General features: G+C 67.9%; 17 protein-coding genes and 1 pseudogene. 8 read left to right on the top strand and 10 right to left on the bottom strand.

Annotated elements, in window-relative coordinates; all coding sequences use genetic code 11:
• Positions 1-14 precede the first annotated feature (14 nt).
• Positions 15-143, bottom strand: coding sequence for a hypothetical protein (locus tag N7590_RS14780; protein WP_258010884.1), 129 nt, complete (start codon positions 141-143; stop codon positions 15-17).
• Positions 144-325: 182 nt separating this feature from the next.
• Here N7590_RS14780 and N7590_RS14775 point away from each other — a divergent pair, with 182 nt between their 5' ends.
• Both N7590_RS14775 and N7590_RS14770 read left to right on the top strand, forming a co-directional pair.
• Complete coding sequence (locus N7590_RS14775) at positions 326-742, top strand: host attachment family protein (RefSeq protein ID WP_053508815.1); 417 nt, start codon at positions 326-328, stop codon at positions 740-742.
• Positions 743-747: 5 nt separating this feature from the next.
• Entirely contained in the window at positions 748-1,071 is a 324-nt protein-coding gene (locus N7590_RS14770) for a thioredoxin family protein (RefSeq protein ID WP_164240988.1), read from the top strand.
• Between the two features lie 18 nt (positions 1,072-1,089).
• Here N7590_RS14770 and N7590_RS14765 read toward each other — a convergent pair whose 3' ends face one another.
• Together N7590_RS14765 and N7590_RS14760 are read right to left on the bottom strand one after the other, a co-directional pair.
• Positions 1,090-1,686, bottom strand: a complete 597-nt coding sequence (locus tag N7590_RS14765) for an NUDIX hydrolase (protein ID WP_053508813.1) — start codon at positions 1,684-1,686, stop codon at positions 1,090-1,092.
• 76 nt (positions 1,687-1,762) lie between these two features.
• Complete coding sequence (locus N7590_RS14760; protein ID WP_006448588.1) at positions 1,763-2,008, bottom strand: hypothetical protein; 246 nt, start codon at positions 2,006-2,008, stop codon at positions 1,763-1,765.
• A gap of 460 nt (positions 2,009-2,468) precedes the next feature.
• Between N7590_RS14760 and N7590_RS14755 the strand changes: the two genes are divergently transcribed.
• Complete coding sequence (locus N7590_RS14755) at positions 2,469-4,820, top strand: GH92 family glycosyl hydrolase (protein WP_164240989.1); 2,352 nt, start codon at positions 2,469-2,471, stop codon at positions 4,818-4,820.
• A gap of 231 nt (positions 4,821-5,051) precedes the next feature.
• Here the strand turns inward: N7590_RS14755 and N7590_RS14750 are convergent, their stop codons facing one another.
• Together N7590_RS14750 and N7590_RS14745 are read right to left on the bottom strand one after the other, a co-directional pair.
• On the bottom strand, positions 5,052-6,434 hold the full coding sequence (locus tag N7590_RS14750; protein WP_164240990.1) for a sensor histidine kinase: 1,383 nt from the start codon (positions 6,432-6,434) through the stop codon (positions 5,052-5,054).
• Entirely contained in the window at positions 6,427-7,101 is a 675-nt protein-coding gene (locus N7590_RS14745) for a response regulator (RefSeq protein WP_053511655.1), read from the bottom strand. The genes N7590_RS14750 and N7590_RS14745 overlap by 8 nt, the downstream gene beginning before the upstream one ends.
• A 62-nt stretch (positions 7,102-7,163) precedes the next feature.
• Here N7590_RS14745 and N7590_RS14740 point away from each other — a divergent pair, with 62 nt between their 5' ends.
• The 4 genes from N7590_RS14740 (at position 7,164) to N7590_RS14725 (ending at position 13,697) form a co-directional block, all read left to right on the top strand.
• Complete coding sequence (locus tag N7590_RS14740; protein ID WP_053511657.1) at positions 7,164-8,411, top strand: TolC family protein; 1,248 nt, start codon at positions 7,164-7,166, stop codon at positions 8,409-8,411.
• The gene (locus N7590_RS14735; RefSeq protein WP_164240991.1) at positions 8,408-9,580 is read left to right on the top strand and encodes an efflux RND transporter periplasmic adaptor subunit; all 1,173 of its coding nucleotides are present in this window, start codon (positions 8,408-8,410) and stop codon (positions 9,578-9,580) included. Before N7590_RS14740 ends, N7590_RS14735 begins: the two co-directional genes overlap by 4 nt.
• Positions 9,577-12,648 carry a CusA/CzcA family heavy metal efflux RND transporter gene (locus N7590_RS14730; RefSeq protein ID WP_164240992.1) on the top strand — a complete coding sequence of 1,024 codons (3,072 nt, stop codon included), beginning with the start codon at positions 9,577-9,579 and terminating at the stop codon, positions 12,646-12,648. The genes N7590_RS14735 and N7590_RS14730 overlap by 4 nt, the downstream gene beginning before the upstream one ends.
• A 155-nt stretch (positions 12,649-12,803) precedes the next feature.
• Complete coding sequence (locus N7590_RS14725) at positions 12,804-13,697, top strand: LysR family transcriptional regulator (RefSeq protein ID WP_164240993.1); 894 nt, start codon at positions 12,804-12,806, stop codon at positions 13,695-13,697.
• Here N7590_RS14725 and N7590_RS14720 read toward each other — a convergent pair.
• The 5 genes and pseudogenes from N7590_RS14720 to N7590_RS14700 form a co-directional block, all read right to left on the bottom strand.
• Positions 13,657-15,063 (bottom strand): heavy metal sensor histidine kinase, encoded by a 1,407-nt coding sequence (locus N7590_RS14720; RefSeq protein ID WP_164240994.1) that lies wholly within the window; start codon positions 15,061-15,063, stop codon positions 13,657-13,659. The two genes, N7590_RS14725 and N7590_RS14720, sit on opposite strands and share 41 nt — an antisense overlap.
• Positions 15,060-15,757, bottom strand: a pseudogene (locus N7590_RS14715) (heavy metal response regulator transcription factor). The gene N7590_RS14720 and the pseudogene N7590_RS14715 overlap by 4 nt, the downstream one beginning before the upstream one ends.
• Before the next feature lie 45 nt (positions 15,758-15,802).
• The gene (gene copD, locus N7590_RS14710) at positions 15,803-16,687 is read right to left on the bottom strand and encodes a copper homeostasis membrane protein CopD (RefSeq protein ID WP_164240995.1); all 885 of its coding nucleotides are present in this window, start codon (positions 16,685-16,687) and stop codon (positions 15,803-15,805) included.
• Between the two features lie 10 nt (positions 16,688-16,697).
• Entirely contained in the window at positions 16,698-17,075 is a 378-nt protein-coding gene (gene copC / locus N7590_RS14705) for a copper homeostasis periplasmic binding protein CopC (protein WP_164240996.1), read from the bottom strand.
• Positions 17,076-17,191: 116 nt separating this feature from the next.
• The gene (locus N7590_RS14700) at positions 17,192-18,046 is read right to left on the bottom strand and encodes an AraC family transcriptional regulator (protein ID WP_279935683.1); all 855 of its coding nucleotides are present in this window, start codon (positions 18,044-18,046) and stop codon (positions 17,192-17,194) included.
• Between the two features lie 188 nt (positions 18,047-18,234).
• On the opposite strand from N7590_RS14700, the gene N7590_RS14695 reads away from it, so the two are divergent.
• Positions 18,235-20,321: TonB-dependent receptor (locus N7590_RS14695; protein WP_279935682.1), on the top strand; the 2,087-nt coding region annotated here is incomplete at its 3' end.

Genomic DNA, 20,321 nt, shown 5'->3' with positions numbered 1-20,321 from the left:
AGGGCCTGCGGGCGTCAGCCGCCAGGATCCAGCGCGAGGCGATGGAAATGCTGGGCGGGAACATGCGTGGCAAGCGAAGCGCCGGTCGGCAGTGCTTCCCACGTAACAGGTGCGCCCGTCACGTAGTGGGTCGTGTCGATCATCCGTTCATCATAACGGCATCGGCGTGAGCATGCAGCGAAGCCGCCAGATCTGCACGCTGTGTTCCATCGCGCCTGTTCATCTGCAGCGCGTGTGTGATGACATGCGTTGAACGAACTGTGGCCGCGCCGCTCACGCACGGCTGGCTACGGTGCAGGTGAACGCACTCCACAAGGAACATCGCATGATCCGTCGCATTCCCGAAGGCACCCTCATCATCGTCGCCGATGGTGGTTCTGCCCGCGTGTTCACCAACGTTGGCAGCGAGCATCAACTCAGCTTGAAGCAGGAAGGTGAGCTGCGCCTGCAGGACATCAGCGAGCAAGGCATCTCGGGGCAGGGGCCGGCCGGCGCGGTGCCGAAGGACATGTCGATCTCGCAGCTCAATGAAGCCACCTTCGCCAAGCAGGTCGCCGAGCAGCTCAACGACGATGCGCTGAACAACCGCTACGCGCACCTGGTGCTGGTGGCCGACCCGACCACGCTGGGGCGCATCCGTCCGCTGCTGCACAAGGAAGTGCAGTCGCGCCTGCTGGGTGATATCGCCAAGGATCTGACCAACGCACCGTTGGCCGATATCCAGAAGGCGCTGGCGGCGTAACGCACGTGCCTTTCATGCGTGATCACCTCTCGGCAGAGCCGGCCCATGCGGATGTGGAAGCGCAGCCGGGCTGGCAACTGCTGGAGTTCGGCGCACCGTGGTGCGGCCACTGCCAGGACGCACAGGCGGCGTTGCAGGCCTTCGTCGATGCCAACGATCTGGTGCATTGGAAAATCGAGGATGGCAAGGGCAAGCCGCTGGGCCGCGCGTTCAAGGTGAAGCTGTGGCCGACCGCCGTGCTGCTGCATGATGGTCACGAGGTGGCACGGGTGGTGCGGCCACTGGACAGTGCCGACCTGGCAACCCTGCAGGCGGCACTGCCGGATTGAGCGCAGCTACGTGTGCGTCTAGCGCAACGGGTAGAACGGCTCGATCAGCTCGGTGCCGGTGGCCTCATCGCCCTTGAACGACAACTCGAAGGCGCCACCCCACAGCGTTTCGGGGTGGTCGAGCACCTGCAGGGTTTCCATGCGCAATGCCTGCATTCCAATCAGATGCGCGGCTTCGTCGCGGCTCACCCAGCGGTACTGTTTTTCCTCGGTCGTGGCCGGTGGCTGTCCACTGCGTAGCGTGGCCCGATAGTGCTGCCGGAACGACACCGCGTCGTGCGCCGGGTCGGGCGGGTCCTCGTTGAAACGATAGCTGTAGAGGGCCGCCAGCGTGAACGGTGACACCTGCAGGCCAAGCTCCGTTGCCAGCTGCCGCAGTGCCTCCTGCACGCTCTGCTTGCGGTTGGCGCGCACGGCGGGCGTCATCCAGCCACTGCGGTTGTGTTCCAGCAGCAGGCGGCCCTGATCGTCGGTCACCAGCAGGCGCAGGATGGTGTAGTCGTCCTGCGCGGTGCGGGCTGCGGCGGGTGGCGGAGGGGGTGCATCGGCATGGACAGCAGAGGCGGCGGCGATCATTCCTGCAATCGCGATCCATCGTGCAGCGCGGCGGGCCATGCGGGGTCTCCCTGGTCTGCGCGCAGGGTAGGTTGGCCCAGAGCGCCGGACAAGTGCCGGCTCAACCCGGTCGGGATCAGTGAAGCGTCACCTTCTCCGCCTCCTCACGCAGCGCCTGCAGCAGGCATCGCCCGTGCTGGCTCAGCATGATCATCGCCATGGCAATCTGCTTCGGGTTGTAGCCCATCGGCGCGGGCGGCTTCGGCTCGGGGCCGTACTGCTCGCCGATGAGGATGGCCATGCCCTCGGCGCTGTTGAAGGCCTGTTCGATGCGATGGAGCAGTGACTCCATGGCCGGGCTGAGCGGACGTTCGTGGATCATGCAGGAACTCCCTGGGTGTGATGGCCACCGCGAGGGTGGCGGGCGATGCGTGCTTGGAACTCCCGGAAGGAACAGAGAAAACCGGAGGGCCTGACGGCCACACGCAGCGCCCGCCGTAGTTACGGCAAGCTATCTCTGTCCTTCTTTTCGGGGGTTCCAATCCCGGCAGCGGTATGTCCACTGCGGCGCCATCCTGCACAGCTCATGGCGCGACGCGCCAATTGATGTGTCGTCTTGTTTCGCCCTCTGCCAAAGGCGCGGTCTTTCAAAGGGGATGTTATGGACAACAATTGACGCATGGCAGTCAGCTAATGAAGAGGGAGGCAACAAGCCTATGAGGCGATTCGTCACGCGGCCATGCAATTAAGTGCAAACCGGCGCGCCAATCCCGACGGCCGCACTGCAGCATGCGACATGGCTATGCCGGTGCTAGCATCGGCCATCGCCTGAATCGATCCAAATGCCGATGCCCACGCTGGACCGTCGTTTCCTGATCGCCGTCGCCGCCACTGCCATGCTGGCTTCCGGTGCCGCCCTGGCCGCCACGCCGAAATCCGCTGCCGAGCGCGCCTACGCGGCGGTCGACCCGTTCATCGGTACCGGCGGCGAAGGCCACACCTATCCCGGTGCCACGGTGCCGTTCGGCATGGTCCAGCTCAGCCCGGACACGCGCATCCAGCCGCGCGAGAAGGCCTATGGCTGGGCGGCCGGCTACCGCTATGACGACAGCAGCATCGTCGGTTTCTCGCACACGCATTTTTCCGGTACCGGCCATTCCGATCTGGGCGACATCCTGCTGATGCCGTTCACCGGTACGCCGGGGCTGGAGCGCGGCGATCCGGAAAAGCCGCGCAGCGGTTATGCCTCGCGTTTCCGCCACGACGATGAGAAGGCCGAGCCGGGCTACTACGCGGTCACTCTGGACGATTACAAGGTGCGCGCCGAGCTGACCACCAGTGCGCGGGTGGGCGTGCACCGCTACGCGTTCCCGAAGGGCACCGAGGCCAAGGTGCTGCTGGACATGCGTACCAGCATGTACGACTACCCGGGCAAGGTGCTGTGGTCGCGGGTGCGGGTGCGCGCCGATGGCACGGTGACCGGCTTCCGCGAGACCCGCGGCTGGGCACCGGGCCGCCAGCTGTACTTCGCGATGCGCTTCTCGCGCCCGCTGGCCGGGCATGAACTGCACAACACCGAGCAGGACATCGTCTACAAGGGCTTCCCGCCGCCTGGCGAAAAGGACCCGGCGCAGCGTGCGCAGATCGAGGGCCGGCAGCTGGTCGGTACGTTCGCCTTCGGCAAGCTGGACGCACCGCTGGTGGTGAAGGTGGCCATTTCGCCGGTCAGCGAGGCCGGCGCCATCGCCAACCTCGAGGCCGAAGTGGCGGACTTCGATTTCGACCGCGTGCGCGCGCAGGCGAAACAGGAATGGACGCAGGCGCTGTCGGTGCTCGATATCGATGCACCGGAACATGCACGTCGCAGTGCCTACACCGCGCTGTACCACACCATGCTGGGGCCGACGCTGTTCATGGATGCCGACGGCCAGTACCGCGGCTCGGACAACGCCGTGCACAAGGCAGAGGGCTACACGAATTACTCCACGTTTTCGCTGTGGGACACCTACCGTGCACTGCATCCGTTGCTGACCCTGGTGCAGCCGGAGAAGCGCAACAGCGACTTCGTCAATTCCATGCTCGCCCACCACGAGCACAGCCCGTACGGCATGTTGCCGGTGTGGTCGTTCCACGGCCTGGAAGACTGGTGCATGATCGGCTACCACGCGGTGCCGGTGATCGCCGATGCGTACGTGAATGGTATCCGCGGCTTCGACGCCGACAAGGCGCTGAAGGCGATGGTCGAGACCGCGAACTACGGTCCCTATGACGGCATCGCGCAGTACCGCGAGCTGGGCTACGTGCCGATCGACGAGGAAGGCGAAGCGGCCAGCAAGACGCTGGAATACGCCTTCGACGACTGGACCATCGCGCGCATGGCGCAGGCCATGGGCAAGACCGATGTTGCGGCCACCTTCGACAAGCGCGCCGGCAACTGGCGCAACGCCTTCGACAAGGACACCGGCTTCATGCGCGCGCGCAAGCGCGATGGCAGCTTCCGCACGCCGTTCGACCCCAGCGCCAGCGGCTACGGCACCGACTACACCGAAGGCAATGCCTGGCAGTATTCCTGGTATGTGCCGCAGGACGTGGCCGGCCTGGCCGCAGCACACGGGGGCAGCGACAAACTGCTGGCGCGGCTGGATGAAGTGTTCAACGCCAAGGTCGATCCGTCCATCTTCGAGCACATGGAAGACATCACCGGCCTGATCGGCTGGTACGCGCACGGCAACGAGCCCAGCCATCACGTGGCCTACCTGTATGCGTATGCCGGCCAGCCGTGGCGCACCCAGGCGCGCCTGAAGCAGATCATGGATACCCAGTACGCCGATCGCCCCGATGGACTGGCCGGCAATGATGACGTCGGCCAGATGTCAGCGTGGTACGTGTTCACCGCGCTGGGCTTCTATCCGGTGGCGCCGGGCTCGGGCGAGTACATCCTGGGCCGCCCGTTCCTGCCGAAGACCGCGATGCGCCTGCCGAACGGCAAGACCTTCACCATCGTGGCCGACGGGCTGGACGACAAGCACACCTACGTGGGCAGCGTGAGCCTCAACGGCAAGCCATTGCAGCGCACGTTCCTGCGCCACGACGAGATCCTGGCCGGTGGCGAACTGCGCTTCAGCATGCAGGCAGAGCCGAACAAGGACTGGCCGGGGCAGGGCGCGCAGGCGCCGTATTCGATGAGCCGGTGATTGGGGGGCAGACCCCGCCGCGTCGGCATTACCGCGCCCTTGGTAGGTGCCAACCTTGGTTGGCACGCGGGAGAGCGAAAGCGCCCACCAAGGTGGGCATCTACCAGAAGCGGAACCGCAGCCACACCCGCGTCTGCATTACCCCGCCTTTGGTAGGTGCCAACCTTGCCTTGGGTAGGTGCCAACCTTGGTTGGCACGCGGAGAGCGAAAGCGCCCACCGAGGTGGGCATTTACGGGGAACGAAACCGCAGCCCCACCCGCGCGCCACCGATCGGGGCGGTATCGATCGCCAATGCCGCACCATGCCGCTGCGCGATCTCGGCCACGATCGCCAGCCCCAGGCCGCAGCCGTCGCCCTCGCTGCTGGCCCGGTAGAAGCGTTCCGTGACACGCCCGCGCTCGGCCTCGGCGATGCCGGCGCCGTCGTCGTCCACCCACACCTGCACGCCTTCGGCGTTCTGCTGCAGGCCGAGCGTGATCACGCCGCGCACGCTGCCATAGCGCAGCGCATTGTCCAGCAGATTGCCAAGCGCTTCGCGCAGGAGTTGCGGATCACCCTGGATCGCCACGCCCTCGTCGGGCCCGTCGTAACCCAGGTCTACGCCTGCGGCCAACGCCCTGTCCGCATAGCGCTCGACCACGCCGCGCGCCAGCACCGCCAGATCCACCGGCTGCAGCGGCAACGCGCTGCCCTGCGGATCTTCGGAACGGCTGAGCATCAGCAGCTGGTTGACCAGGTGCTGCAGCCGCGCCAGCCCGGCCAGCGTGCCGGACAACGCCAGCTGCTGCGCCTGCGGATCATGCTGGCGCAATGAACTCTCCAGTTCCACCTGCATTGCCGCCAACGGCGTGCGCAGCTGATGCGCGGCATTGCTGACGAAGCGCCGTTGTGCGGCCTGCATCGCGTCCAGACGCTGCAGCAGCGCGTTATAGGCCTCTACCGCCGGCCACAGTTCGCGCGGCGCCTCCTGCGCGGGCTCCAACGGCGCCAGCGGGTCGGGGCGTGGGCTGGCCAAGCGGCGCGCCACCTGGTTGGCATGGCGTGCGGCGGCGCCGGTACCCGACCACGCCAGCCACGCGGCCAGCGCGAGGATCGCCGCCTGGAACGGGATGCTGGTCATCAGCAGCTTGCGCTCCAGCCGGTGGCGCTTGCGCAGTGTTTCGGCCACGCGTAGCCGGATCTCGTGGCCGGGCCCGGCGCTGACCACTACTTCGACCATGCGCACCGGCTGCCCACGCAGTCGTGCGTCGTAGTAGACGGCCTCGCCATCACCTCCGGCGGCAACGGCAGGGCGGGGCAATGCTTCGGGCAGGTCACCGTACAGGCGTCCGCCGCCGGCATCGACCACTTCGCCATGCACTTCATCGGTGGTGTCCCACGTGAACATGCGTGACACCGCCGGCGTGATCTCGATCGAGGCGCGTCCATCCTGCACCTCCACCAGTTCGGACAGCGACATCGCCGAGTCCAGCAGCCAGCGGTCGTAGACCTGGCCAGCGTAGAAGCGCGCCAGTGCGAACGAACCCACCGCGCTGCACAGCATCAGCACCAGCAGCGGCAGCCACAGGCGCCGCAGCAGCAGGCCGCGCAGGCTGTGCACGCGCTCAGTCACCGCCGGCCTCCAGCCGGTAGCCGAGCCCGCGCAGCATGCGTATGCCAACGCCGGCACGCGCCTGTTCCAGCTTGCGGCGCAGGCGGCTGACATGCACTTCGATCACCGACAGGTTGGCCTCGTGGTCCCAGCTGTACAGTGCATCGAACAGGCGCTGCTTGGTGACGGTACGGCCGGGATGCTGCATCAGCGCCTCGACCAGCGCCAGCTCACGCGCGGTCAGTTCGACACGCTGGCCATCGACCTGCGCCTCGTTGCGGATGCTGTCGAAGCACAGCCGGCCCAGCCGCTTCTGTGCCGGTGCATCGCTGCGTCGGCGTGACAATGCGCGCAGCCGCGCTTCCAGTTCGCCCAGTGCGAAAGGCTTGGCCAGGTAATCATCGCCACCGCGATCCAACCCCAGAATGCGATCGTCGATGCCATCGCGCGCGGTCAGGATCAATACCGGCAGGGTGACACCGTCGTTGCGCAACCGCGACAGCAGGTCGAGGCCATCGACATCGGGCAGCGACAGGTCGAGCACCATCACGTCATACGGCGCGCTGGCCAGCGCGGCCGGCGCATGCAGCCCGCGCGAAAGGTGATCGCACAGATGCCCGGCGCCCTGCAGGGCACGGATCAGTCCATCGGCCAGGGCGGCGTCGTCTTCAATCAGCAGGATTCGCATTGCAAGCTTCGTGCAAGGTTGGGGCAAGTTTGGCGCAAGTGCGTCACCTTACCGTGACGCGCATGAATTTCTCCTCTCGACTTGCGGCTGTGCTGGCCGCCCTCGTGTGTGCGCCCGCAGCTTCGGCGCTGTCCCTGGCGGACGCGCAGCGCGCCATGGAGGCGCACAACCCGGACCTGCGTGCGGCGGCGCTGGAGCTGCGTGGCGTGCAGGGCGATGCGCGGACCGCTGCCCTGCGGCCTGCAGCCGAGTTGTCGATCGGCAGCAGCAAGATCAGCCCCACGCATGGCATCGGCCCCGGCCGCTGGCAGGACAAGCGGGTGGACAGCACGCTGGGTGTGGGCTGGACCTGGGAGCGTGGTGGCAAGCGAGCGCTGCGCATCCGCCAGGCGGACGCGTTGCTGCAGGTGGCCGGGCTGGAAGTGCTCGATACCCGACGCCGCCAGCAGGTGGCGCTGCACGAGGCCTATTTCGGCCTGAAGAGCGCGCAGGAGCGGGCGCAGATTGCCGAGGCCAACCGCCAGAGTTCGACCGAACAGATGGCGGCGGCGGACAAGCAGGTCGCAACCGGAGCGATGGCACCGGTCGATCGTGCGCGGTTGGCGGTGGACGACCTTGCCGTGGCCGATGCCGCGCGCGAGGCGGCGCTGGACCTGCGCGACGCCCGGCACGCGCTGGGGCTGCTGCTCGGCAGCGATGACAGCAGCAACCTCAGTGCCGACGACCCGTGGCCCGACACCCGCAGTGTGGCCGCCACGCGTGCGTTCGACCCGCAGCAGCGGGCCGATCTGCGTGCCGCACAGTCGCGCCTGGCTGCCGCCGATGCGGGTGTGGCGCTGGCTCGCAGCGAGCGCCGCCGCGACATCCAGCTGGGCGTGGAGGCCGAGCGTGAGCCGACCGACATCAGCGGTGTCACGTGGGGCGTGTCGTTGACCATTCCGCTGGGTGGACCGTCGCGCGCACGCGGTGCCATCCAGCGCGCCGAAGCAGATCGGGACAGTGCCGCACTGGAACTGCAGGTGCTGCAGCGCGAAGCGCGCGCCGAACTGGACCAGCTGCAGGCCAGCGCGCAGTTCGCCGCGCAGCGCCGCAGCGACTACGAAGGGCTGCAGTCCAATGCCGCGCGCAAGGCGGTGCAGGGCATCGAGCTGGCCTACCGCCGCGGTGCCGCCAGCCTGACCGACCTGCTGGATGCGCGCCGCAGCTGGCGCGACTTCGAGGCCGCGCTGATCGAGGCGCGTGCCGACCATGCCATTGCCCTGGCGCGCTGGGAAGCCGCCACATCCGCTGCCGAAGGAGAGTCCCGATGAAGTCCACCGTCGCCCATCGCCCGCGCGCGCGCCCTGCGCTGCTGCCGGTGTTGCTGGCACTGGCCCTGCTCAGCGGCTGTGGCCGCGAGCCGGCGTCGTATACCGAAGATGCGCCGCAGGTCAGTGCCGGCCAGATCCAGTTCCCGGCCGACAGCCGCCAGCTGGACGTGCTGCGCAGCGAGGCGGTCACCGCCAGTGCCAGTGCGAGCCTGCAGCTGCCGGGCCGTGTGGTCTGGGATGAGACCCGCTCCAGCGCATTGCGCACGCCGCTGCCAGGGCAGGTCGCGCGCATCGAGGCGCAGCCGGGCCAGCAGGTGAAGGCGGGCCAGGTCATTGCCTGGATCACCTCGCCCGAGTTCGGCCAAGCCCAGGCCGAGGGCGCGCGTGGCCGCGCCGAACTGCAGCAGGCCCGCAAGGAGCTGGAACGCACCCGCGAGCTGCACGCCGCCGGTGTGGCGTCCGGGCGCGAGCTGGACGAGGCCGAGGCCAACTTCGCCGGCAGCCAGGCCGATCATGCGCGCGCAACCGCCTTCGCCAAGGCCTATGGCAACGGCCAGCACGTCGATCAACGCCTGCCGCTGCGTGCGCCCATTGATGGTCTGCTGGTGGAACGGCGGATGAGCCCGGGCATGTCAGTCAGCCCCGACAGCGAACAGCCGCTGGCGGTGATCGGCGATCCGGATCGCCTGTGGCTGCTGCTGGACATTCCCGAAAGCCTGGCCGGGCGATTGAAGGCCGGCATGCCGGTGAGCGTGCCCGGTGCCGACGGTAAACCCCTGCAGGCCACGCTGCAGCATGTGGATGACTTCGTCGACAGCGAGCGTCGCGTGGTACAGGCCCGCGCCGAGCTGGACAACCGCACGCGCGGATTCAAGGCCGGGCAGTATGTGCGCGCACAGGTGGCGCTGCCGGCCGAGGGCGGCGTTTCGCTGCCCGATGCGGCGGTGCTGTTGATCAACGGCACGCAGGTGGTGTTCGTGGAGGAGGGCAAGGGTCGCTTCGTGCGCCACGCCGTGCATGCCGAAGAACTGGGCGATGGCCGCCTGTGGGTGCGTGAGGGCCTGGCGGCAGGCAGCAGGGTGGTGGTCGAAGGTGGCCTGCTGCTGCAGCAGCTGGTCGACAGTGCGCCGACGGCGGCCAGCAGCGGCACGGGGCACGCCGCCCCATGATCGATCGCCTGATTGCCTATTGCCTGCGCCAGCCACTGATGGTGATGCTGGCGCTGCTGCTGTTCATCGGCGCGGGCATCGCCGCGTTCCGCGTGCTGCCGGTGGAGGCCTTCCCGGACGTGTCCGACACCCAGGTGACGGTGGTCTCGCTGCACCCGGGCCGCGCCGCCGAAGAGGTGGAGCGCGAGGTGACGATGCCACTGGAGGTGGCGCTGTCCGGCATTCCGCATTCGGTGCGGGTGTTCTCGCATACCCAGTTCGGCCTGTCGATGATCATCCTGACCTTCGATGACAAGGCCGACGACTATTTCGCGCGCCAGCAGGTGCTGGAACGCCTGCAGGGCGTGGAGCTGCCGGAAGGAGTGACGCCGGAGCTGGAGGCGATGAGCTCGGCGGTGGGCGAGATCTACCGCTACGTACTGAAAGGTCCGCACCTGACCTCGACCCAGCTGCGCACCGTGCAGGAATGGACGATGGAGCGCAGCCTGCGCACCGTGCCGGGCGTGGCCGACGTGATCAGCTTCGGTGGCTTCGCGCGCACCTTTCAGGTCAAGCCGGACCTGGACAAGCTGCGCGACCGCGGCATCAGCCTCGGTGAGTTCGCCGAGGCACTGGAGAAGGGCAGTTCGAATGCCGGCGGCGGCTACGTGGAGCGCGGCCAGCAGCAGTTCCTGATCCGCGGCGTGGGCCTGATGCGCTCGCAGGCCGACATCGTCAACGTGGTGGTCGGGCAGCGCGGCGGTACGCCGATCCTGGTACGCGACCTGGCCAGCATCGCCGACACCGGGCTGCCGCGGCAGGGCCTGGTCGGGCAGGATGACAACGACGATGCGGTGTTCGGCATGGTGCTGATGCGCAAGGGCGAGAATCCGTCCGACGTGCTCGACGCCTTGCATGCGCGCATCGCCGAGATCGAGGCGAACCAGTTGCCGGCCGGGGTCAGCATCGAGCCGTTCTACGACCGCTCCTGGCTGGTTTCGACCACGCTGAAGACGGTGTTCCGCAACCTGCTGGAAGGCGCCGTGCTGGTGTTCCTGGTGCTGTGGCTGTTCCTGTACAACGCCCGCGCGGCGCTGATCGTGGCGGCAATGATGCCGCTGGCCCTGCTGTCGACCTTCCTCGGCCTGCACCTGTGGGGTGTGCCGGCCAATCTGCTGTCGTTGGGGGCGATGGACTTCGGCATCATCATCGACGGTGCGGTGATCGTCACCGAGCACATCGTCTCGCGGCTGTCGAAGCTGCCCCCCACGGCAGACAGGAAGACGCGCTTCTCGACCATCCTTTCAGCGGCATCGGAAGTAGGGCGGCCGACGTTCTTCTCGATGATGATCATCATCGCCGCGCATATCCCGATCTTCACCCTGCAGCGCCAGGAAGGCCGCATGTTCGCGCCGATGGCCTATTCGGTGACCTCGGCGTTGATCGGTGCGTTGATCCTGGCGCTGACCGTGGTGCCGCTGTTCTGCTACTGGTGGCTACGGCGCGACCGCATGCGCGACGGCAATCCGCTGATGGACCGCCTGACCGGGTGGTACAAGCCGGTGCTGGAGCGTGCGCTGGCCCGCCCGCGTGCGGTGGTGCTGACCGCGGTGGCGCTGCTGGTCGGCACACTGGCGCTGGGCACCCGGCTCGGCTCGGAGTTCCTGCCCGAGCTGGACGAGGGTTCGATCTGGTTGACCGCCACGCTCGACCCCAGCACCAGCCTGGCCGAGGCGCAGCAGCAGTCGCGGCGCATCCGCGAACTGGTCGGCACGTTCCCGCAGGTATCGACGGTGGTGGCCAAGCTGGGGCGCCCGGAAGATGGTTCCGACGCCAAGGGCGCCAACCAGATCGAGGCGTTGGTGGCATTGAAGCCGGTGAAGGAATGGCCGAAGGGCGTGGACAAGCGGCAGCTGGTGAGCGACCTGCAGCGAACGCTGGAGCAGCGCATACCGGGGCCGGAATTCTCGATCTCGCAGCCGGTGCGCGACAACATCCTGGAGAGCATTTCGCAGATCAAGGGCCAGGTGGTGATCAAGGTCAGCGGCTCGGACCTGGACGTGCTGAACCGGCAGGCCCAGGCGATTCTCGGCCAGGTGCGCGGCGTGAACGGTGTGGAAAGTGCTTTCATCGACCGAGACGGCGCGTTGCCGCAACTGCAGATCGAGATCGATCGTGACCGCGCCGCACGCTACGGCCTGAATGTGCGCGACATCGACGAAGTGATCGAGACCGCACTGGGCGGGCGCCAGGTCGGCGAACTGTGGGAGGGCGACCGCAGGTTCCCGATCACGCTGCGGCTGGACGACGCCGACCGCGACCTGCAACGGCTGCGCACGGTGCCGGTGGGCATCGGTGACGGCCACGCGGTGACGCTGTCCGATGTGGCCGAGTTCCGCATGGCCAGCGGCGCGATCAACATCTCGCGCGAGAACGCGCAGCGGGTGAAGGCGGTCAGCATCTTCATCGCCGGGCGCGACATGGGCAGCGTGGTGGCCGACATGCGCAAGCGCGTGGACGCCGGCGTGCAGCTGCCGGAGGGCTACCGGCTGGAGTGGTCCGGTGAGTTCGAGAACCAGCAGCGCGCGATGAAGCGGCTGGGCTGGGTGATTCCGCTGTCGGTGCTGCTGATCTTCGTGCTGCTGTTCGATGCCTTCAAGGACATCAGCAGTGCGGCGCTGATCCTGGCCAACGTGCCACTGGCGATGATCGGCGGCATCCTGGCGCTGTGGCTGACCGGCATTCCGTTGTCGGTGTCGGCGGCGATCGGCTTCATTGCATTGTTCGGGCAAGCCGTGTTGAACGGGGTGGTGATGCTCAGTCGCTTCGCCCAGCTGCGCGAACAGGGCATGGACCTGCTGCAGTCGGTGGTGCAGGGTTCGCTGCAGCGCCTGCGCACGGTGCTGATGACCGCGCTGCTGGCGATGTTCGGCCTGCTGCCGATGGCGACCTCGCACGCGATCGGTGCCGAGACCCAGAAGCCGCTGGCGGTGGTTGTGATCGGCGGCCTGCTGTCGGCGATGCTGCTGACCCTGCTGGTGCTGCCCACGCTTTACTACTGGGTGCACCGCCGCCGCGAGGCGCGGTAGATGCCAACCTTGGTCGGCACGCGCCAAGGCGGCCACCCAGCGGGCGACGAACAGCGTGCCGTGATCTGGTAGATGCCAACCTTGGTTGGCATGCCGCACCTGCCCACGGCGGACAATCGTGCATAATCAGCCGACACCATCCGGATAGCCGAACAATGGACCGCTTTACGGCCATGCGCGCCTTCGTCCGTATCGTCGAGCGCCGCAGTTTCACCCGCGCCTCCGAGGACCTTGGCCTGCCACGGGCCACGGTGACCGACGCGATCAAGGCGCTGGAGCAGCGCTTGGGCGTGCGCCTGTTGAACCGGACCACGCGACTGGTGGCACCGACCCTGGAGGGTGAAGTCTTCTACGGTCGTTGCCTGCGACTGATCGCCGACATGGACGACGCCGAGGCCGCATTCCGTGACGTGCCACCGCGTGGCCCGCTGCGCATCGAGGTGCATGGCACGCTGGGCCGGCATCTGCTGTTTCCGCACCTGCCGGACTTCCTGCAGCGCTACCCGGACATCGAGCTGGACGTCAGTGAGGGAGACCGTTATGTCGACCTGCTGCGCGAAGGCGTGGATGCGGCGATCCGGGTCGGCACGCTGGCCGACAGCGACCTGGCGGCGCGACGGCTGACGCTGCTGCGTGAGGTTACCGTGGCTTCGCCGGACTACGTGCAGGCCCGGGGCTTGCCCGAGGGAATCGACTCCCTGAAGGACGGCCACGACATGGTCGGCTATCGTTCCAGCGCCACCGGCCAGCTGATTCCTTTGGAGTTCCAGCAAGACGGACAGGTGCGCTACGTGTCGTTGCCGGCGCGGGTGCTGGTGTCCGGTGCGGATGCGTTCCTCGGCGCTGCGCTGGCAGGGCTGGGCATCATCCAGGCACCGCGTTACCGCATGGATCCGTACATTGCGCGGGGCGAGTTGGTCGAACTGCTGCCGCAGATGCCGCCAACGCCGAGCCCGCTGAACCTGGTCTACCCGCGCAACCGCACGCCCTCGCCGCGGTTGCGGGTGTTCATCGACTGGGTGGCGGCGCTGTTCGATCGGGCGGGGTAGTGCCGGCCGCTGCGCTCGGCAGCAGCAGTTCGAACACGGTGCCGGTTTCATCCGAGGCGACGCCGACGCTGCCGCCATGGGCCTGGGCGATGGCGCGGGTGATCGCCAGGCCCAGCCCGGCGCCTTCATGGCGGCTGCGCTCGCCACGGTAGAAGCGGTCGAACAGGCGCGGCAGCGCTTCGGCGGCAATCGGCGTGCCGATGTTGTGCACGCTGATCCTGCACCGGCCAGCCCCCTGTTCCAGCCGTACCCGCACCTCGCTTCCCGCGCGGGCGTGCTTCAACGCATTGGACAACAGGTTGGCAATCGCACGGTGCAGCATCAACGGGTTGCCATCGACGCGCGCGGTACCGTCGCGGCGCAGCGTCAACTGCCGGTCCTCGGCCAGCAGCCCGTAGAACTCCAGCAGCGAATCCACCACCGGATCCAGCGCCACCGGCTCGCGCGAAGGCAGTACACCGGGTGTCTCGGTCTGCGCCAGGTACAGCAGGTCACCCACGGTCTGCGCCAGCTGCTGAAGCTCTTCCGCACAGGAGGCCAGCGTCTCCCGATAGGCCTCGCTGCTGCGTGGATGGGTCAGTACAACCTGAACCTGGGTCAGCATGTTGGTGATCGGCGTGCGCAGTTCGTGGGCAAGGTCGCCGCTGAACTCGGTCAGGCGCGCGAAATCCTGCTGCAGCCGGGCCAGCATGCCGTTGAGGGCCTGCGCCAGCTGCTCCAGCTCGGCCGGCGCCCGGCGTGCACTCAAGCGCCGCTGCAGGCGCCCGGCGGTGATCTCGCGGGCGTCATCGGCCAGCGTGCGCAGGGGGCGCAGCGTGCGCTGCACCACGTAGCCGCCGAGCAGGCTGCTGGCCACCGCAGCGGCGACGATCGCAATGGCGAGCAGATGGCGGAAGCGCTGCAGGAACGCGGCATGGCGGGCATCGTCGATGGCCAGCAGGGTGACCAGCTGGCTGCCGTCGGCCAGGGTCTGGCGCAGGTGCAGGGCGTGCATGCAGCGGCCATCGGCAAGGGTCCAGTCATGCCGGCGCGGTACCGTATCGACGGGTTGGCGGCGGGCATGCTCGCGCAGCAATGCCGGTGCCGTGGAAAACAACACGCCGCCGCGATCATCGGCAATATGGAAGGCGATGTCGGGATGGTGGCCCAGTGCTTCGGCCAGCCGCTGCGCGCGTGCAGCGGCCGGCCCTCGGCTGGACAGATCATTGATCAGCGCGACCTTGTTCTCCAGTTCGCTGAAATCCTGCGCGACCAGATCGTGACGGGCGCTGACATAGATCGCCATGCCCAGCGCCGCCAGCACCGCCGTGGCCACGATGGCGAACAGCACCGTCAACCGCACCGCCATGGAACGGCGCAGGCTCATCCGTCGCGCGCAGCGCCGTCCTCCGGCGCTTCCAGTACATAGCCATGCCGCGCACGGTCACGATCAGCTTGGCGTCGAAACCGTCGTCGATCTTCGCGCGCAGGCGGCGGATGGCCACATCGATCACATTGGTGTCGCTGTCGAAGTTCATGTCCCACACCTGCGAGGCGATCAGAGAGCGGGGCAGCACTTCACCCTGGCGGCGCGCCAGCAGTTCCAGCAGGGTGTATTCCTTCTGGCTGAGCGCGATGCGCTGGCCGGCCCGCTCCACCCGGCGGCGCAGCGTATCGACCACCAGATCGGCGATGACGATGCGCTCGGCCTGCGGCAACGCCTGGCCTCGGCGCAGCAGGGTGCGCACGCGTGCCAGCAGCTCGGCGAAGGCGAAGGGCTTGGCCAGGTAGTCGTCGGCGCCCAGCTCCAGCCCCTGCACCCGGTCGGCGATGCTGCTGCGTGCGGTAAGGAACAGCACCGGCAGCGGCCAGCCGTCCGCGCGCAGCCGCGACAGCACGTTCCAGCCGTCCAGCCCGGGCAGCATCACGTCGAGGATGACCAGCTGGTACTCGCCGGTGCCGGCCAGATGCAGTCCATCGACACCATTGCAGGCCAGGTCGACCACGTAGCCGGCTTCGATCAGGCCCTGGCGCAGGTAGTTGCCGGTCTTGGGTTCGTCTTCGATGATCAGCAGTTTCATGGTGCGCCCATCATCGCAGCTTGCGCCTGCATCGGGCCGGGCCGCTCATGCCAGCGGATCCAGTGTGCCCAGCACCGCCACGCAGGCCAGCACCAGCAGCACCAGCACCGACTCGCAGGCCAGGCTGTGGCGCAGGGCGCGCAATGGGCGCGGCTGCCAGCCGCCTCGGATGGACACCGCCAGCGCGGGTACCAACCGCCAGCGATGCAATGCGGCCAGCGCCAGCATGCCGCCCACAAGGGCCAGTTTGAGCAGCAGCCAGCGCCCATGCGCGGTGCCGGCCAGGGTCTGCACCGATCCCCCAAGATCGACATAGGTATAGGTGCCGGTCATCGCCAGCGTCGCGACGATGAGGGTGCCGGGCAGGGCAAAGCCGTGCGCCGCCCGCCACAGTGCATGGGTACGCTCGCGCAGGCCCACGCCCTGGGGGCGCAGCGCCAGCTGCAGCAGGGCGGCGATCGCACCCACCCAGGCGCCCGCGGCCAGCAGATGCGCGAGGCCGGCGATCAGCCGCAGCGTGCCGCCGGGGCCATCACCGGCGGCGGCATGGCCGTTCCAGGCCAGGCTGGCCAACGCGATCGCCGACAGCAGCATCAGCGCAGCACGCCATAGGCCCCGCAGCGGGCGGTTGATCGCCAGCAGCGGCAGCATCGCCAGCAGGGCCACACCCCGCAGCAGGCCTGCCTGGCCTACCGGCGTTCCGCTGAGGAACCAGTGTGCGGTCGCGCCATCGATGTCGGTTGGCGCGATGCCGAGCACGCCGGAAAGCCGGGTCAGCGCGTCGACGGCCACCAGCAGCAGCGCGATGAAGGTCATTGCCAGCAGGGCGACGCGCGGCAGCAGCGGACGCACGAACAGCGTGCGCCCGAACAGCAGCATCAGCGCCACATGCAGTGCCAGCCTCAGCCCGTATGGCGAGAGCTCGACCACAAGCGCGGCCTTACTTCACGGTAAAGCGGTAGGTGCCGGTGACCGGATGGCTGTCCTGGCCGACTGCACGCCATTGCAGTGCGTAACGGCCTGCGGGCAGCGGCTTGCCGAAGCGCGCGCGCAGGGTGTGGCCGTCTTCGGAGACCTCCTGCGCGGTGGTCGGCATGGCCATCTTCATGCGGCCGTGGTCCATGCTCAGCTCGATGCGGGTGGCACGCGGCACCACCTTCTCACTGAACTGCAGCTCGATCTGGCTGGCCGGGGCCACGCTGGCATCGGCGGCCGGCGTGGCCCGCACCAGGCTGGGATGGGCCAGCGCCAGTGGCGCGATGGCGAGGCCGGCCAGCATCAGCATGAGCGGGGCGGGACGCAACAGGGAACGGATCATTGCGGAGCACCTGTGGGGAATGAGGCCCTCAGGGTGGAGGCCGGCACCTTTCGATGGCCTGACCTGGACATTACCGGTCTGTAAGGTTGGCCGGTGCTGCACGGCGGCGATCCGGATCACCGGCTGCGCGCCTGCGCGATCCAGGCCGAGGGCGAACAGCCAAGCACACGGCGGAAGGCCGCGCTGAACTTGCTGGGGTTGGCGTATCCGCTGGCCAGGGCCACGTCGGTGACGGTGCGGCCCTGTGCCAGTGCCGCGCGAGCCCAGTGCATGCGATGCCGGGTCAGGAACGCATACGGCGGCAGCCCGGTGGCGGCGCGCAGGGCGCGGCCGAAGCTGGACGGCTGCATCTGCACTGCGGCAGCCAGCTCGGTGACGGTCAGCGGCTGGCCCTGCTGTGCATCGATGTAGTCCTTCAGCTGCAGCAGCCGTTGTGCCGACAGGGGTGTGGCGGTGCCGCCCACCTCGCGCCGTTGGCCGGCAAGCTGGCCCAGGCGATGCAGCAGCACCTGCGCGCCGTGTTCGAGAAAACCGGGCAGGCACGCACCGGCCTGCGCGCTGCACCACAGCGCCTGTAGCACCGAGGCCACCACCGGGTCGTGGTGAAGCCGCGCCGCCAGCGGTTGCAGGTGCTGCAGCGTGGGCGCGTCATGTGGGTACGCGTGGGTGTCGATGGCAATGCCGAGCACGTCGACGGCGGGGCTGGCGTAGGTGCCGCTGTCACCAGGCAGGACCAGGTTGAACTGGCCCGGTCGCCACGGTGCCTGCAGCACGCCGTTGAGCGTGCGCTGCTGCAGCCACCCCCCGCCGGCCATGGCCATGCCCAGGCGCAGTTGCTGCGGATGCCCCATCTCGCCTTCGCTGGCCTCGAAGCGGTGGCGCAGCAGGACCACCGCGCCGTCCGGGCTGACGTGAGCGGCTGCGGCCTGGGCGCCGGTTTCGCGCAGCAACTGGTCGGCGAGGGCGGGCATCACGGATCCGGGAATGGAGCGGCGCTGCCGCGAATGGAGTGGCGGGATGGCGCGAATGTTACAGGATAACACTCTTGACCCGCGCTGCCGCCGCCCGCGCGTCCGCCTTTCCATCCGTTGAGGTCTGTCCGTTGAAGTCGTCCACGCCTGCTGCCGCCCTTGTTGCGGCATCCCTGCTCATTCCTGCCATGCCCGCGCTTGCCCAGCAGGCCGACCCGGCCACGCTTGACGGTGTCCGTGTCACCGGCTCCAAGCGCGATACCCCGTACCTGAAGAGCGACCTGTCGGTCACCGTGCTTGATCGGCAGGCGCTGAAAGAGGCCGGTGTCACCGAGTTCCGTGACCTCGACAAGCTCGCACCGAACGTGAAGTTCAATGCGATGGGCCAGCTGAGCAACATGTTCATCTCGATCCGCGGCATCGAGTCCAATCCGTTCCTGGTCAACCGAGCATCGGTCTACATCGATGGCATTCCGTTCCGTGAACTGAGCAATGCCGTGCTCAACCAGGTCGAGTCGGTGGAGGTGCTGCGCGGGCCGCAGGGCACGCTGTACGGGGCCAACAGCGAGTCCGGCCTGGTGCTGGTGCGCACGCGCGGTCCGGCCGATGCGCGCGAAGGCGAACTTAATGTGCGCAGTATCTGGTTCGGCAATGGCAACGGCACGGCACTGGACGGCTTCCTGGCCGGCCCGTTGAGCCACGATGGCCGCCTGTCCGGCTCGGTGGCGTTCATGGGCTCGGACGAGGATGCCTACCTGAAGAACCTCACGCCCTCCGGGGCGCGCGGCAGGGTGGGCGAGGGCTACCTGCAGGGCAAGCTGCGCTGGCGGCCGAGCGACTACGTTTCCGTGAATGCACTGGCCTACCATCTGCGCACCCGTGCGCCGGGCATGTTCGAGTACGAGTACCTGCCGCTGGATACCGGCCTGTACAACCGCACCTACGGCACCTCGCTCAACGGCGGCCGTCGCGCCGGTGATTTCACCTACATCAATGACGCGCCCAAGCGCACCGCGAAAGATGAGTCGGTGGCGGGCCTGAGTGCGCAATGGCAGCTGCAGGCCGGCACGCTGGACGTGGCCGCCTCCTGGCGGAACGAGGAAGTGACCTCGGCCGGCTACGACTTCGACATGACCCAGAGCGCGGCACTGGCAGGCCGCATCTACGACCGGAAGAACGAATGGACGGCCGAGGCGCGCTTCAGTTCGCCCAGTGACCAGGCGCTGACCTGGATGGCCGGTGTGTCTACCTACCGCAACAGCAAGGATTCGATCCTGGGTACGTTCGTCGGCCCTGCGCTGCGCGGGCTGGACAGCTACAACCTGGCGCCGCGGCAGACCTCGAAGGGGGAGGACTACAGTGTGTTCGCCACCGCCAGCTACACCTTCCCGTCGCTTCCGCAACTGACCGCAAGTGCGGGCCTGCGCCATGAGCAGGCGCGGCGTTCCACCGAGCAGCGTGCCGGTGCGCTGGATCTGGGTGCCGGCGGCCGCGTGCTGTACCGCGATGCCGCGCTGGCGCATACCTTCTCGGCGACGCTGCCGCGGGTGTCGCTGCGTTACGACGCCACCGACGACCTGTCGTTCTATGCGGCCTCGGCCAAGGGCTACATTCCGGGCGGCTTCAATCTGGCCGCGGCGCAGAGCGATGTGGTCAACGACAAAGTGCTGCGCTATGAGTCCGAGCGCATGTGGAGCCATGAGCTGGGCTTCAAGATGAACCTGGCCGGTGGCCGTGGCCACATCGGCGGTGCGCTGTTCCACATCACCTCGGACAACTGGCAGGAGATCCAGGTGGCCACCGATGCCAACGGCCGCCCGATCTCGTCGGACTACGTGGGCTCGGATGCGTCGATCCGTTCGCGCGGCGCGGAACTTGAAGGCGTGTTCGAGGTGATGCCCGGCTTCACCCTGATGGCCAATGTGGGCTATGTCGATGCGAAGTACACCAGGCTGTGGGTCAGCGTCGACCAGAACCTGGACGGCAAGCGGGTCAAGCTGACGCCGCATTACACCGGCTATCTCGCGGCGCGCTACCAGTTCCAGTCCGGCCTGTATGCCCGGCTGGAATCGCAGTTCACCGGTTCCAGTGCGCTGGACGAGCGCAACCGCGCGTTCCAGCCGGCCGTCGCGGTGCTGGGCGCGCAGCTGGGCTATGAGCGCGGGCCGTGGAGCGCACGGGTGTTCGTGCAGAACCTCACCAACAAGCGCCGCATCAGCGGCCTGATCTTCGACAACCTGGCGTTCGGCCGCGACGGTAATTACTACGGTCCGGT

Origin of the sequence: Stenotrophomonas sp. GD04024 (genome assembly GCF_029837545.1) — a bacterium.
Classification (GTDB): domain Bacteria; phylum Pseudomonadota; class Gammaproteobacteria; order Xanthomonadales; family Xanthomonadaceae; genus Stenotrophomonas; species Stenotrophomonas forensis.
The sequence above is the reverse complement of the archived record's forward strand: the minus strand, read 5'-3'. Positions and strand labels throughout refer to the sequence as shown.

Excerpts from the sequence above, each read along its gene's own strand:
- N7590_RS14780 (WP_258010884.1), bottom strand. The coding sequence starts at position 143 with ATGATCGACACGACCCACTACGTGACGGGCGCACCTGTTACGTGGGAA.
- N7590_RS14775 (WP_053508815.1), top strand. The coding sequence starts at position 326 with ATGATCCGTCGCATTCCCGAAGGCACCCTCATCATCGTCGCCGATGGT.
- N7590_RS14765 (WP_053508813.1), bottom strand. The coding sequence starts at position 1,686 with ATGGCCCGCCGCGCTGCACGATGGATCGCGATTGCAGGAATGATCGCC.
- N7590_RS14760 (WP_006448588.1), bottom strand. The coding sequence starts at position 2,008 with ATGATCCACGAACGTCCGCTCAGCCCGGCCATGGAGTCACTGCTCCAT.
- N7590_RS14755 (WP_164240989.1), top strand. The coding sequence starts at position 2,469 with ATGCCGATGCCCACGCTGGACCGTCGTTTCCTGATCGCCGTCGCCGCC.
- N7590_RS14745 (WP_053511655.1), bottom strand. The coding sequence starts at position 7,101 with ATGCGAATCCTGCTGATTGAAGACGACGCCGCCCTGGCCGATGGACTG.
- N7590_RS14740 (WP_053511657.1), top strand. The coding sequence starts at position 7,164 with ATGAATTTCTCCTCTCGACTTGCGGCTGTGCTGGCCGCCCTCGTGTGT.
- N7590_RS14735 (WP_164240991.1), top strand. The coding sequence starts at position 8,408 with ATGAAGTCCACCGTCGCCCATCGCCCGCGCGCGCGCCCTGCGCTGCTG.
- N7590_RS14730 (WP_164240992.1), top strand. The coding sequence starts at position 9,577 with ATGATCGATCGCCTGATTGCCTATTGCCTGCGCCAGCCACTGATGGTG.
- N7590_RS14725 (WP_164240993.1), top strand. The coding sequence starts at position 12,804 with ATGGACCGCTTTACGGCCATGCGCGCCTTCGTCCGTATCGTCGAGCGC.
- N7590_RS14720 (WP_164240994.1), bottom strand. The coding sequence starts at position 15,063 with ATGAGCCTGCGCCGTTCCATGGCGGTGCGGTTGACGGTGCTGTTCGCC.
- copC (WP_164240996.1), bottom strand. The coding sequence starts at position 17,075 with ATGATCCGTTCCCTGTTGCGTCCCGCCCCGCTCATGCTGATGCTGGCC.
- N7590_RS14700 (WP_279935683.1), bottom strand. The coding sequence starts at position 18,046 with ATGCCCGCCCTCGCCGACCAGTTGCTGCGCGAAACCGGCGCCCAGGCC.